A 13,524-nucleotide genomic window follows, 5' to 3' on the forward strand; every position below is an offset into this window, starting at 1 on the left:
CTCCAGGCTAGGTGCGCCGGCGCCCCGCTGCCCAGGGTGGTCGGCGACCGGATCCGGCTGTAGCCGGGGGGTGACCGGCTGTCGCGCCGGGCCGGTCCGTGCGGCAGGGTCTGTTCGGCAGGTTCGTGTGGCAGGCTCGTGTGGCAGGGCTCGGGCTCGGGGCCGTGGGAGGCCCTTCACCAGCCGTGCGGTATCCGCTCCAGCACGCCGTCGGCGAACAGGTCGTACAGCGGCAGCGTCTCCAGGTGCACGTAGCCGATGTGGCAGTCGCAGACCGGCGACGGGCAGGCGCGCGGCTGGAGCCGGGAGCGGTACGACCCGTCGTAGAGGTTGCCGAGGACGTCCCGGACGAAGTGGCAGCGGCGGACGGTGCCGTCGCCGTCCACCGAGAGCACCGACTCGCCCGTGCGGCAGGGGCGGCCGTCGCTCGGGTGGGCGTGCCGGCTGTAGCCGAAGTGCGGGTCGAGCGCCGTCCAGTCGGCGGCCTCGGCGTCGGTGTAGACCCGGCCCTCGGCGGCGTTGACCCAGAGGTAGACGGCAGGTGAGAGCTCGTCGCGCAGCCGCCGGGCTCCGGCCAGGTGCTCGGGCTGCCCGACCACGCCGACGCTGTACCGCACCCCGAGGGCGTCCAGTTCGCGGCACTTGGCGAGGAAGCGCTCGTGGGTGACCTGCCCCGGGTGGTACGTCACCCAGAGTGCGAGGGAGTCGGGGTCGGCCTCGGCCAGCCAGTCGGTGCGGCAGCTGAGGTTGGTCTGGATGGCCACCCGCCGGACGTGCGGCAGGCGGCTGAGGTCGACCAGGGCCCGCCGGTACCACGACCGGACCAGCCCCTCACCCCAGGGCGTGAACAGCAGGGACAGCGTGTCGCCGGTGTCCCGCCGCCCGGTGACCCAGGCGGTGAACCGCTCCAGCGCCGCGCGGTCGGTGCGCAGCTGTTCGGGAGTGTCGCGCCGCTTGGCGAACGGGCAGTACGGGCAGTCGTAGTCGCAGGAGGCCAGCGGGCCCCGGTACAGCAGGCTCAGGTCGCGCCCGCGGTCGGCGGGGCCGGGGGCTAGGGCGGGGGCACAGGCCGCGGTGGCGGCGGCCGGTGGGACTGAGGCCGACGCGGCGGAGGGCATGCCGAGGAAGGTCATTTCGCCTCGTACTCGGCCATCAGGGTGCGGACCTCCGGGGAGAAGAGCATCGGACCGACCGCGTCCGAGTGGGCCAGCCCCTCCGGGGAGAGCACCAGCCGCAGCGGATCCTGAGCCAGCCAGCCGCGGGCCGCGAACTCGGCCAGCTCGGTGGGGAAGTCCTCGGCGGGTGTGTGGCCGAAACGGTCGCGGTACCCGGCCAGCGGCATGCCCTCGGCCTGCAGCAGCGACTGCACGAGGTGGCGGCGGCGGGTCTCGTCCGGTGTCATCCGGCGTCCGACCTCGGCGTGGCCGAAGTCCTCGGTGGCCACGTAGGTGTCGATGATGTTGCGGACCTCGGTGGCGTTCACCGCGTAGTCGAAGGAGTAGTGCAGCTGCGAGGTGTACGAGCGGGCGCCGCAGCCGAGGCCGACCATGCCGTCCGTCTGGCAGGCGTACTCGCTGCTCCCCGCCTGCGGGGAGGCGGCGCGGCGGAACATCCGCATCGACACCTGCTGGTAGCCGTGGGCGAGCAGGTGGTCGCGGCCGGTGCGGTAGAGGGCGAGTCGGCGGGTGTCCCAGGCGGCCGGGCTCTCCTGCTCGCCGCGCCGGGCGAGGCCGGTGAGCGGTCGTACGTACAGCGGGTAGAGGTACAGCTCCTCGGGCTGCCAGGCCAGGGCGGCGTCCAGCGAGCGCAGCCAGCCGGCCTCGGTCTGGCCGTCGATGCCGTAGATCAGGTCGATGTTGAGGATCGGGAACCCGGCGGTGCGGATCCGCCCGAGGGCGGCCTCGACATCGGCGCGCCGCTGCGGGCGGACGGCCGAGCGGGCCTCGTCGTCCAGGAAGGACTGCACGCCCAGGCTCAGCCGGGTGGTGCCCCGGGCGGCGAGGACCTCCAGGCGGTCGGCGGTGGCGGTGGCGGGGGAGGCCTCGACGGAGAGCGGTATCGACTGCAGGCGGGCGCCCATCCGGTGCTCGGCGATGTCGCAGAGCCGTTCCAGCTCGCAGGCCGTCAGGTAGGTGGGCGTGCCGCCGCCGAACGCGGCGAGCGCGAACCGGGCGTCGCCGTCCAGCGCCTCGCGGACGGTGGCGGCCTGCCGGTCGAGCGCGTCCAGGTAGGCGGTGGTCAGGCCCTCGGGGCTGCCGATCCGGGTGAACAGGTTGCAGAAGCCGCAGCGCACCTCGCAGAACGGGATGTGCAGGTAGAGCGAGAGTGCGTGCTGCGGCTCGCCGGCCCACTGCCCGGGCAGCGCGGGGCGGTCCGGCAGCGGCCGGTACGCGGTCTTGTGCGGGTACGCGTAGACGTACGACTGGTAGGGCGACTCCGGCGCCGTGGTCATGCGGTCTCCTCGGCGGTGTGCGGTGAAGCGGTGCTGTGCGGTGACGCGGTGCTGTGCGGTGACGCGGTGCTGTGCGGTGACATGGCGGTGTGTGCCGACGCGGCGGTGTCCGGTGGTGTGGCGGTGGCCGCCGACGGGGGGATGGTGAAGTGGGCGTACGGGACCGTCCAGACCACCTCGTGGCCGATCCGGTGTCCGGTGTAGCCGTCCTCGCCGTACGCCGTGCCGTGGTCGGAGCAGACGATCGCGAAGCACGGCCGCCGCGCGCTCATCGCGGCGAACAGCCGGCCGATGTGGGCGTCCACGTACTCCAGGGCGGCGGCGTGGCTCTCCCGGGAGTCCCCGTGTTCGCGGGTCGCACCGGACAGGTGGAACCAGTTCGGCTGGTGCAGCGCCGAGACGTTGACGAACAGGAAGAGCGGCTGGTCGACGGGCTGCGCCGCGGCGACCTGCTCGGCGCGGGCGACCTGCGCCTCGAAGGACGTCGGGGAGGGCACGCCCATGGCGGGCTCCCAGTGGCTCTCCTGGAACAGACCGGGCAGGACCGAGCCGAGCGGGCCCTGCTTGTTGAAGAAGCCGACGCCGCCGATGCAGACCGTGCGGTAGCCGGCCGCGGCGAGCGCGCCGGGCAGGTCTGGCGCGTCGAACACCCAGGTGCGCGGGGCGGTGCTCTCCGATCCGGCGAAGCGCGCGGCGAACAGCCGCGGGTGCGGCCCGTCCGGGGACGCCGGAGTGGGGAGGAACCCGGCCAGGATGGCCTGGTGCGCGGCGTAGGTGAAGCTGCCGGGGGAGTGCCGTCGCTCCCAGCGGCCGCCGGGCAGGAAGGCCGCGAGGTGGGGGATCCGCCCGGCGGCGGCCAGTTCCTCGGCGACGTCGAAGCGCAGCGTGTCCAGCGTGACGAGCAGCAGGTCGTGGCTGCCCACGACGGCGTTCATGTCGGGCGTCCGCTCGGGGGCGGCGATCGGGTGGCTGATCGGGTGGTCGATCGGGTGGTTCATCGGGTCGATTCCATGGTCGGGTGGCTCTCGTGCCGTCGGTGGGTCGGGAGGTTCTCGGGCGGGTGGACCGGGTCAGCCGGGTCAACCGGAGTGACCCGGGGGCCTGGCGGGGCCTCGGGCCCGCGCAGGGCGGCGATCTGCGCACCGTAGGTGTCGAGGCCCTCGGCGGGCCCGCCGGGCAGGCCGGTGAGGTTCGGCAGCAGGTCGCCGAAGGCGTTGACCTCGCCGACCAGGGCCCGCCGCCAGCGGGCGGTGGGCAGGATGTCGACGCCGACCATCGGTGACCGCGGGAAGCAGGCGGCAGCCCGCTCGGCCGTCTCCAGCAGGCCCGGCCAGGCGGGACCGGCGGCCTCCCGGGCCAGGTCGAGGCTGCCCCGGGCGCCACCGAGGTGCAGGTTCGTCATCGGCTGACCGCTGGTCCGCACCACCACGTGGGTGGCGCGCCCGGCGACCACCACCACGCGCAGGTCCGCCGAGCGGCCGGACTGGGCGGCCTTCGGGATCCACTGCTCGACGTGCAGGCCGTCCGGCGCGAGACGGTCGACCAGTTCGGCGGCCTCCCGCTCGCTCCGGTAGCGGCGCACCCGGAGCGAGTTGTACAGCCGTCCGTCGGCCAGCTCCACCGAGGTGGTGGCCAGCACCTGCCCCCGCGGGCCGAACTCCAGTGCCACCACCCCGGATGCGGACGAGCCGTGCGCGGGCTTCACGAAGACCCGGTGCAGCCCGGCCGCCCGCAGCCGCCCGCGGAGGTCGTCCCAGCCGGACACCTCCGTGTCGAGGGCCCGGGGCACCGGCACCCCGGCGGCGGCCAGTCGCGCATGCGCCCGGCGCTTGTCGAACATCACGGCGATCTCCTCCGGCTCGCCGAGCAGCCGGACGCCCGGCACCCCGGCGAGCCCGCGCAGCGCCGCCATCACCCCCGTGTACCAGGCAGCGCCGCCCTCCACCCTGGTCGGCGCGTAGGAGGCGCCGAGGGCGGGCCCGCGCAGCAGCTCGTCCACCGCCTCCTCCTCGCCGGGCGACTCGATCCGCAGCACGCTCCCCTCGGGCAGCCGGTACGTACCGCGCAGCACGTCGATCCAGGGCAGTACGGCGGGCTCGGGCAGACCGGCGGCCCGGGCGGCGGCGGCGAACAGCGTCACCCGCCGGTGCCCGGGGTTGCCGAGGACGGTCAGTCGTGTGGTCGTCGCGTCGTTCATCCTGGTCCGCTCACTGTGGTTCCTGCCGCGAGGCCCGGGGCCGGCCGGGCCGTGTGGCCCGGCGGCTCCCGCTCCTGACCGGCTCCCGCTCCTGACCGGCTCCTGCTCCTGACCGGCTACTCGGCGACCGCGACGTAGCGGTCCTCGGGGTCGTCCTCGTGGTTGGCGTGCCCGAGGTCGACCTCGACGCCGGGCAGGGACTCCCGCAGCCGCTGCTGCAACTCCTCCGTCAGGTAGTGGTGGTGCAGGTCGAGCGCACGCAGGTGGGTGAGCGGCTGGCCCTCGATCAGCGCGACGGCGCCGTCGTCGCCGAGCATGCCCATCGACAGGTCGAGCGTGTCGAGCTGGGCGACGACCGGTGCGTGGGCGACGGCGGCTGCGATCTCGTCCTGGAACTCGCTGTTCTGCAGGCCGAGGTGGCGCAGCGCCGGGAACCGGGCACCGTCGAGCAGGGGCGCCAGGTCGTCGATCGTGGAGTCGCCGCCGTACTCGTCCACCCCGAGCCAGAGTTCGAGCCGCTCCAGCGCGGGCAGCTCGGAACCGGCCACGGCGCGGACGACCGCGGAGGGAAGGCCCCCGGTCTCGAAACCCAGGGCGCGCAGCCGGTCGTGCCGTACCGGCTTGAGCCCCAGTCCGCTTCCGCCGCGCACCCGCAGCTCCTCCAACTGCGGGAAGGACTCCAGCGCGGAGGTCACGTCGCACATCTCCAACCAGGAGATCTCGCACTCGTCGTACGTCACGTCGCCGATGAACAGCGCCCGGAGTGCGGGCAGCCGTTCGGCGTCGCGGACCACGGTGTCGAGCGCGTTGTCCAGTGCGTCGTAGGCGTTCTGCCACCACGGGCCGATCACCAGGGCCCGGACCCCGGCCGGGTCCACCGTGGCGAGGAAGGACGACCACAGCGCGGTGAAGTCCTCGGCGGACTCGTATTCCAGCGCGAGCCGCCAGGCGGCCTCGCCGGGCGCGGGCGGCGTACGGGGGTGGTCCGGGTCCTTCGGGTCGTTCGAGAAGTCGAACACCGGCAGCCCGTGGAACTGCTCGATGTGGTGGTTGACGGTCACGCGGGCTCCTGCACCTGGGTGTGGACGAGGACGAAGGGGGGACTGCTACTCGGCGACGGCGACGTAGCGCCACTCGTCGTCCGGCCGGCCGCCCCCGGAGAGGTCGACGGCCACGCCGGGCAGCGCCTCCCGGAGCCGCTGCTGGAGCGCCTCCGTCAGGTAGTGGTGGTGCAGGTCGAGCGAGCGCAGGTGGGTGAGCGGCTGGCCCTCCAGCAGGGCGGTGGCGCCCTGGTCGGTGAGGACGCCCATCGACAGGTCGAGCGACTCCAGCCGGGCCACCACGGGCGCGTGGGCCACGGCGGCGGCGATCTCGTCCTGGTAATCGGCGTCCTGCAGGCCGAGGTGGCGCAGCGCGGGCAGACCGGTGCCGGTGAGGAACGGCGCGAGGTCGTCGATCGTGCTGTCACCGCCGTACTGGTCGACGCCGAGCCACAGCTCCAGGCGCTCCAGGTGCGGGAAGTCGCAGGCGGCGACGGAGCGGACCACCGTGGCCGGCAGGCCGCCCGACTCGAGGCGCAGCGCCCGCAGGTGCTCGTGCCGGACCGGCTGGAGGGCCAGGCCGCCGACGCCCTCCCAGTCCTGGGCGGAACCGCGCACCACCAGCTCGGCCAGCAGCGGGAACGACGTCAGCAGCGGCGTCACGTCGACCATCTGCAGCCAGGAGATCTCGCACTCCTCGACGGTGATGTCCCCGACGAACAGCGCGCGCAGCGCGGGCAGCCGCCCGGCCGCGTCGACGATCGCCTGCAGCGGCCCGGCGAAGCTGTCCGGCTCGTCCTGCGACCAGAGTCCGACCACGACCGCCGGGACCCGGCTGGTGTCGACCGCGTCGAGGAACTGCTGCCAGTGCTCGGCGAAGGTCTGCGGGGAGTCGAACTCCAGGCCGATCTTCCAGGCGACGGCGGCCGCGTCCGGCAGCGGGCCGCCCTTCTCGACCGCCTGGACGAAGTCGAGGACGGGGAGGCCGTGGAAGGTCTCGATGTGGGTGCCGACCGTCATGCGCTGCTCCTCGGTGTGTGGGCCGAACAACTGTCTACCAGTCCGCTCCGACAATCCGGTGCCGGGGTCGGTGGTCGGGCGGGTTGTCAGAGCCGTGCCCTACGTTTCGGGGCGTGGGATTCCGACGCCCGTCGGATCGCCGAGGGAGGGCTGATGTACCGCCAGGGTGATGTGCTGATCGTGCCGGTCGTGGAGAGCGCGGTACCGCCGCGGGTCGGCGCGCTGAGCGCGCAGCCGCGGGACGTGCGGGGCCGGATGGTGCTCGCGCTGGGCGAGGTCACCGGCCACGCGCATGCCGTGGTCGGTCCGGGGGAGCTGCGCCGCGAGGCCGGGCCGTTCGGTGCCGCCTGGCTGCACCTGCCCGAGGGCGGCCGGGTGGTGCACGAGGAGCACGCGGTGATACCGCTGGCCAAGGGCTGGTACCGGGTGGTGCGCCAGCGCGAGTACGTGCCGGGCGCGGTACGGATCGTCGCGGACTGAACGGACTGAACGGACTGAGCCGCTGACCTGACCCGACCTGACCTGGCTGAGCGAGCAAGCCGGCGGGCCGGCCGGGCGGGCGGCGGACGACGACGGGGACCGGACGAGAGGGCTGACGCCCTTCGTCCGGTCCCCGTCGTCGTCTGCGGTTTCGGCGGAGCCCCGCCTGCCCGTCGCCTGCTCTCCGCGCGCCCTCCGCGCGCCGTCCGCGCGTCCAGCGCTGCGCGGGCGCGACGGACGGAGCCTGCGTTGACCTGCAGTATTCGGCCCCCTTGCACGCAACTGTCGGCAGCTCTGAGCAAATAACTGCACATACGGGTTCCTCTGGATGTCCAAAGATGCTTGAATCGAGTCAGAAAGAAGCAGGTATCAGCAACAAGCATTGATGGAGGTGGCCGATGGCGACCCATGTCGAGGCCGAGATCGCCAGCCAGCCCGACTGCTGGCGCCGCGCGGCGGAACTCGCCGCCGAAGCCCGCGGAAAGCTCCCGGAGTCCGGTGAGCGGGTCGCGGTGATCGGCTGTGGTACGTCGCTGTTCATGGGGCAGGCCTACGCCGCGCTCCGGGAGTCGAGCGGACAGGGCGTCACGGACGCCTTCGCCGCCTCCGAGTTCCCGGGCGTGCGCTCCTACGACCGCGTGGTCGCGCTGAGCCGCTCCGGCACCACGACCGAGGTCCTGGCCCTGCTGGACCGGGTCGGCGGACAGGTCCGGACCTCGGCGATCACGGCCGACCCGGACACCCCGGTGATGGCCGCGGCCGACGACGTCACCGTCCTGCACTTCGCCGACGAGCAGTCCGTGGTGCAGACCCGGTTCGCGACCACCGCCCTGACCCTGCTCCGGGCCCACCTGGGCCTGCACACCGAGGCGGTGGAGCGCGACGGCCGCACGGCCTTGGCGGAGCCGCTGCCCGAAGGCCTAGTGGACCGCACCCAGTTCACCTTCCTCGGCACCGGGTGGACGGTCGGGCTGGCGAACGAGGCAGGCCTCAAGCTGCGCGAGGCCGCCCTCGCCTGGACGGAGGCGTACCCGGCCATGGAGTACCGGCACGGGCCGATCAGCATCGCCGCGCCGTCCACCGCCACCTGGATGCTCGGCGCCGCACCGGCCGGCCTGGCCGAGCAGGTGCGGGGCACGGGCGCGCAGTGGATCGAGGGCGGGCTCGACCCGCTCGCGGAGCTGGTGCGCGTCCACCGGCTGGCCACGGCACTGGCCGCCGCGAAGGGCCTGGACCCGGACCGGCCGCGCAACCTGACCCGCTCCGTGGTCCTCGCCGGCTCATGACCGCGGAGCGCCGGGTCGTCGCCGTGGACGTCGGCGGCACCGGGATCAAGGCGGCGCTGCTGGACCGCCAGGCGGCCGTCCGCCACCGGGTGCGGCGCGCCACCGGGCGGGAACACGGCCCCGAGGCCGTCGTGGCCACCATCGTCGACCTGGTCGCCGACCTGCTCCGGCAGGCCGAGCAGCAGGGCGCCGAGGTCGACGCCGTCGGCCTGGCCGTTCCGGGCATCGTCGACGAGACCACCGGGACGGGCGTCTACTCCGCCACGATCGGCTGGCGGGACGTCCCGTTCCGGGACCTCGTCGCCGAGCGCACCGGCCTGCCGGTCGCCGTCACCCACGACGTACGGGCCGGCGGCGTCGCCGAGGCGCGACTCGGCGCCGGACGCGGCGCGGAGAGCTTCCTGTTCGTCCCGGTCGGGACGAGCATCGCCGCAGCCGTCATGACCGCGGGCCGCGCCCTGCCCGGCGCGCACCACCGGGCCGGCGAGATCGGCCACCTCGTGGTGCGACCCGGCGGGGAGCGCTGCGCCTGCGGCGCCCGGGGCTGCGCCGAGACCTACGCCTCCGCCGCCGCCGTGGCACGCCGCTACACCGAGGCCACCGGACGGCCCGCCCTCGCACCCGAGGTGGCCCGACTGGCCGCCGAGGGCGACCCGGCTGCCCGCGCCGTCTGGGACGAAGCGGTCGACGCCCTCGCCGACGCCCTGCTGACGGCCGTCCTGGTACTGGACCCGCCACTGGTCGTGCTGGGCGGCGGCCTCGCCGAGTCCGGCGACCTGCTCCTCGCCCCGCTCGCCGCCGCCCTGGCCGCCCGCGCCCGGATCCAGGTCGCCCCGCGCCTGGCACCCGCCGCGCTCGGCGACCGGGCCGGCTGCCTCGGGGCCGGACTGCGCGCCCTGGACGCGGTGGCGGACCGCGCGGCCCCGGAGAGGAGCCCGGCGGCGTGATCGTCACCGTGACACCCAACCCCGCACTGGACATCACCTACGACCTGCCCGCGCTGCGCCCGCACACCAGCCACCGGGTGGCCGCCGTCCACGAGCAGGCCGGCGGCAAGGGCGTCAACGTCGCCAGGGTGCTGCACGCCCTGGGCCACCCCACCACGGCGGTCCTGCCGCTCGGCGGGCCCACCGGCGAGGCGGTCCGGGCCGACCTCGACCGCTGCGGCCTCGCCCACCTGGCCGTCCCGCTCGCCCCCGGCGCGTCGACCCGGCGGACCGTCGCCGTGGTCGACCCCGCCGACGCGACCGTGCTGAACGAGCCCGGACCGGAGCTCTCCACCGAGCACTGGGCCGCACTGCTCACCGCCGTCCGGAGCCTGCTCCCCGCCGCCCGGGCCCTGGTGCTCTCCGGGAGCCTGCCCCCGGGCCTGCGGCCCGGCGCCTACGCCGACCTGGTCCGCCTCGCCCACGAGCAGGGCGTGCCGGTCGTCCTCGACGCCGACGGCGCGGCCCTCACCGAGGCGCTGGACGCCGGTCCGACCGTCGTCAAGCCGAACGCGGCCGAGTTGCGGCACGCCACCGGTATCGCCGACCCGCTCGACGCGGCCCGGGCGCTGGCCGACCGGGGTGCCCGGACGGTGGTCGCCTCACTCGGTCCCGACGGACTGCTGGCGGTGACCCCGGACGGCACCTGGCGGGCCCGCCTCCCCCCGGAGCCCGTGGTGCGCGGCAACCCGACCGGGGCGGGGGACGCGGTGGTCGCGGCGCTGGCCGTGGCCCTCGCGGAGCGCTCGCCCTGGCCGCAGGCACTGGCCCGCGCGGTCGCCCTGTCGGCCGCCGCCGTCCGGGCCCCGCACGCCGGCCGGTTCGACCGGCAGGCGTACCGCAGTCACCTCCCCCTGGTCCAGATCCTCCCGGCCGGGCCCTCCCCGCGGCCCGGCTCCTCCGGCCCGTAGCGGCCGCCACCCTCAGGAGAATCCCCATGCCCCTGGCAGCCACCGGTGACCTGGTCACCCGGGCCGCGGCCCGGCACGGCGCCGTCGCCGCCTTCAACGTCATCACCCTGGAGCACATCGAGGCCGTCGTCGCCGCCGCCGAGGCCGCCGACGCGCCGGTGATCCTCCAGGTGAGCGAGAACGCGGTGCGCTTCCACGGCGGGCGCCTCGCCCCGCTCGCCGCCGCCGCCGTGCAGTGCGCAGAACCGAGCACCGTCCCGGTGGCCCTGCACCTCGACCACGTCAAGACCGGCGACCTGCTCCGCGAGGCCGCCGACCGCGGTTTCGGCTCGGTGATGTTCGACGCCGCGCACCTGCCCTACGCCGAGAACGTCGCGGCCACCCGCGAGGCGACCGCCTGGGCGCACGCCGCCGGGCTCTGGCTGGAGGCCGAACTCGGCGAGGTCGGCGGGAAGGACGGCCGGGGCCCGCTGCCCGCCCACGCCCCCGGGGCCCGCACCGAACCCGGTGAGGCGAGGCGCTTCGTCGAGGAGACCGGCGTGGACGCCCTCGCCGTCGCCATCGGCAGCTCCCACGCCATGACCTCCCGCGACGCCCGGCTCGACCACGACCTGCTCGCCGCCCTGCACGGCGCCCTCGACGTCCCGCTCGTCCTGCACGGCTCCTCCGGCGTGCCCGACGAGGAACTGCGCCGGGCCGTCCGGGGCGGCATCGCCAAGGTCAACATCGGCACCGCCCTGGGCATCGCCATGACGGCCGCCGTCCGGGCCCACCTGGCGGGCGACGAGCGGACCGTCGACCCCCGGTCGTACCTGGCCGCGGGCCGCGGAGCGATCACCGAGGCGGCCGGCCGACTCCTGCCGACCGTCACCCCGGCGACCACCGCGTGAAGCGGCCGTACCGGCCCGCCCCGGAAGGGCGGGCCGGTACGGCCGCGGGACGTCGGCGTTCCCCGGCGCGGGTCTGCCCACCCGCCGCTCAGGCCCGGTGGACCCGTACCCCGCAGTTGGTGAAGGCCTTCTTCTGCGCGTCCGTCAGGCCGTCGTCCGTGACCAGGTCGTGGACCTCGGAGAGCGGGCAGATCCGGGCGAACGTGACCTTGCCGACCTTGGTGCTGTCGGCCAGGACGACGGCACGCGCGGTGCTGCCCAGGAACGCGCGGTCGGTCTGGGCCTCCATCTCGTCGTGCGTGGTGCAGCCCTCCTCCGCCGTCAGGCCGTCCACCCCGATGAAGGCGATGTCCAGGTGGTACTGGGAGAGCATCCGGTCGGCGGCGGGGCCGACCAGCTCGTAGCTGGCCGAGCGGGCGATGCCACCGATCACCACCAGCCGCACCTCGGGGCGGACGATCAGCTCGGCGGCGATGTTCACCGCGTTGGTCACGACGGTGATGCCGGACCGCTCGGCGAGCACCCGGGCGAGCTCACTGGTGGTGGTGCCGCCGCTGAGGCCCACCACCGCACCCTCCGGCACCAGCTCGGCGGCCGCCTGGGCGATCCGGCGCTTCTCCTCGCGCTGCTTCTCGCTCCGGTGGCGCAGCGGCAGTTCGAGGTTGACCGAGCCGGTCACCGCGCCGCCCCGGGTGCGGTGCAGCAGCCCCTGCTCGTGGAGCTCCTGGAGATCGCGGCGCACGGTCGCGGTCGAGACGTCCAGCAGCTCGGCGAGCGCATGCACGTCGGCGCTCCCTGCTTCGGTGACGTGCGAGAGGATCCGGGCGGTTCGATCAGCTTTGAGCATGGCGTGAGTCTAGCCCGGCCGGGTGCCTACGCGCCTGGGTGGGCCCGTCCCAGGCGTTTCGGCGGGGCCGGCCGCAGGCCTGGTCGTGCGCTCGAAGCTGAGTATGATGACTCGGAATCAATCAACTTCACTCACACTCTGCGGCCGTCCGCAGAGACGCCGGAGGTGACCGCGTGACCGCGGACCGAACTGCACTGGCCGGCGCCCGCCTGGTCCTGCCCGGCGGCACCGTCGACGGCGGCCGGATCACCATCGAGGGCGAGCGGATCACCGCCCTCGGCGGCCCGAACGAGCCCGGCGACCTCGACCTCACCGGGTACACCGTCGTCCCCGGCTTCGTCGACCTGCACGTGCACGGCGGCGGCGGCGCCTCCTACGCCTCCGGGATCGCCGAGGAGGCCCTCAAGGCCGCCCGCACCCACCTCGAACACGGCACCACCACCACGATCGCCTCCACCGTCACCGGCGAGATCGACGAGGTCGCCCGGCAGGCCGCCGTCCTGTCCGAGCTCGTCGAGGACGGCACCCTGGCCGGCATCCACTTCGAGGGCCCCTTCATCTCGCCGGGCCGCTGCGGCGCCCACCGCCCCGACCTGCTGCGCGACCCCGACCCGGCCCTGGTGCGCAAGCTCGTCGACGCCGCCCGCGGCCACGCCAAGATGGTCACCCTCGCCCCCGAGCTGCCCGGCGGCCTGGACTCCGTGCGGATGCTCGCCGACCTCGGCGTGATCGCCGCCGTCGGCCACACCGACTCCGACTACGCCAAGACCCTCGAGGCCATCGAGGCCGGCGCCACCGTCGCCACCCACCTCTTCAACGCCATGCCCGGCATCGCCCACCGCGCCCCCGGCCCGATCGTGGCCCTGCTGGAGGACGAGCGGGTCACCGTCGAGCTCATCAACGACGGCATCCACCTCCACCCCTCCGTCCTGGACCTCGCCTACGGCACCGCCGGCGCCTCCCGGGTCGCCCTGATCACCGACGCCATGGGCGCCGCCGGCATGGGCGACGGCCTCTACCCCCTCGGCCCCCTCCAGGTCGAGGTCAAGGCCGGCGTCGCCATGCTCACCGACGGCAGCTCCATCGCCGGGTCGACCCTCACCCTAGACGTGGCGTTCAAGCGCTCGGTGACGGTCAACGGCCTGACGCCGGACCAGGCGGTGGAGTCGCTCTGCGCCGTCCCGGCCCGCCTGCTCGGCCTCGCCGACTCGGTCGGCTCGCTGGAGACCGGCAAGAACGCCGACCTCGTCGTCCTCGACTCCGACAGCTACGACCTGGTCGCCGTGATGCGTCGCGGCCGGTGGATCACCGGAGAGGCGCCGACGGCGCCGCGGGCCGGGCAGCCGGCCGCGGCTTCGGCCCGCCGCTGACGGCCGCCCCCCAGGCGGAGTAGTGAGGCATGCCCTACGACACGC

At 74.7% G+C, this 13,524-nt stretch carries 13 protein-coding genes; 6 read left to right on the top strand and 7 right to left on the bottom strand.

The features are described from left to right. Positions 1 to 176: 176 nt before the first annotated feature. From ACFVVX_RS13940 to ACFVVX_RS13965, 6 genes are all read right to left on the bottom strand, one after another. Positions 177 to 1,118: an STM4011 family radical SAM protein gene (locus ACFVVX_RS13940; RefSeq protein WP_387944984.1), complete on the bottom strand. Its 942-nt coding sequence runs from the start codon at positions 1,116 to 1,118 to the stop codon at positions 177 to 179. Between the two features lie 11 nt (positions 1,119 to 1,129). Further along, entirely contained in the window at positions 1,130 to 2,452 is a 1,323-nt protein-coding gene (locus ACFVVX_RS13945; protein WP_387944985.1) for an STM4012 family radical SAM protein, read from the bottom strand. Beyond that, positions 2,449 to 3,387: an STM4013/SEN3800 family hydrolase gene (locus tag ACFVVX_RS13950; protein WP_387945046.1), complete on the bottom strand. Its 939-nt coding sequence runs from the start codon at positions 3,385 to 3,387 to the stop codon at positions 2,449 to 2,451. The genes ACFVVX_RS13945 and ACFVVX_RS13950 overlap by 4 nt, the downstream gene beginning before the upstream one ends. 59 nt (positions 3,388 to 3,446) lie before the next feature. Continuing rightward, positions 3,447 to 4,649, bottom strand: coding sequence for an STM4014 family protein (locus ACFVVX_RS13955; protein ID WP_387944987.1), 1,203 nt, complete (start codon positions 4,647 to 4,649; stop codon positions 3,447 to 3,449). Positions 4,650 to 4,765: 116 nt separating this feature from the next. Continuing rightward, the gene (locus ACFVVX_RS13960; RefSeq protein WP_387944989.1) at positions 4,766 to 5,710 is read right to left on the bottom strand and encodes an STM4015 family protein; all 945 of its coding nucleotides are present in this window, start codon (positions 5,708 to 5,710) and stop codon (positions 4,766 to 4,768) included. Between the two features lie 45 nt (positions 5,711 to 5,755). Next, entirely contained in the window at positions 5,756 to 6,709 is a 954-nt protein-coding gene (locus ACFVVX_RS13965) for an STM4015 family protein (RefSeq protein WP_387944991.1), read from the bottom strand. 153 nt (positions 6,710 to 6,862) lie between these two features. Between ACFVVX_RS13965 and ACFVVX_RS13970 the strand changes: the two genes are divergently transcribed. From ACFVVX_RS13970 to ACFVVX_RS13990, 5 genes are all read left to right on the top strand, one after another. Continuing rightward, positions 6,863 to 7,189: a hypothetical protein gene (locus ACFVVX_RS13970; protein WP_387944993.1), complete on the top strand. Its 327-nt coding sequence runs from the start codon at positions 6,863 to 6,865 to the stop codon at positions 7,187 to 7,189. 398 nt (positions 7,190 to 7,587) lie between these two features. Next, on the top strand, positions 7,588 to 8,475 hold the full coding sequence (locus ACFVVX_RS13975) for an SIS domain-containing protein (protein ID WP_387944995.1): 888 nt from the start codon (positions 7,588 to 7,590) through the stop codon (positions 8,473 to 8,475). Then, entirely contained in the window at positions 8,472 to 9,422 is a 951-nt protein-coding gene (locus ACFVVX_RS13980; protein ID WP_387944997.1) for an ROK family protein, read from the top strand. The genes ACFVVX_RS13975 and ACFVVX_RS13980 overlap by 4 nt, the downstream gene beginning before the upstream one ends. Further along, positions 9,419 to 10,372 carry a 1-phosphofructokinase family hexose kinase gene (locus ACFVVX_RS13985; protein WP_387944999.1) on the top strand — a complete coding sequence of 318 codons (954 nt, stop codon included), beginning with the start codon at positions 9,419 to 9,421 and terminating at the stop codon, positions 10,370 to 10,372. Before ACFVVX_RS13980 ends, ACFVVX_RS13985 begins: the two co-directional genes overlap by 4 nt. A gap of 26 nt (positions 10,373 to 10,398) precedes the next feature. Then, complete coding sequence (locus tag ACFVVX_RS13990; protein WP_387945001.1) at positions 10,399 to 11,262, top strand: ketose-bisphosphate aldolase; 864 nt, start codon at positions 10,399 to 10,401, stop codon at positions 11,260 to 11,262. Between the two features lie 88 nt (positions 11,263 to 11,350). Here the strand turns inward: ACFVVX_RS13990 and ACFVVX_RS13995 are convergent, their stop codons facing one another. After that, a complete protein-coding gene (locus tag ACFVVX_RS13995; RefSeq protein ID WP_387945003.1) occupies positions 11,351 to 12,109 on the bottom strand; it encodes a DeoR/GlpR family DNA-binding transcription regulator in 759 nt (252 codons plus the stop codon). A gap of 173 nt (positions 12,110 to 12,282) precedes the next feature. On the opposite strand from ACFVVX_RS13995, the gene nagA reads away from it, so the two are divergent. Continuing rightward, positions 12,283 to 13,479: an N-acetylglucosamine-6-phosphate deacetylase gene (nagA, locus tag ACFVVX_RS14000; RefSeq protein WP_387945005.1), complete on the top strand. Its 1,197-nt coding sequence runs from the start codon at positions 12,283 to 12,285 to the stop codon at positions 13,477 to 13,479. Positions 13,480 to 13,524: the final 45 nt, after the last annotated feature.

Source organism: Kitasatospora sp. NPDC058170, from assembly GCF_042883905.1.
Lineage (GTDB): Bacteria > Actinomycetota > Actinomycetes > Streptomycetales > Streptomycetaceae > Kitasatospora.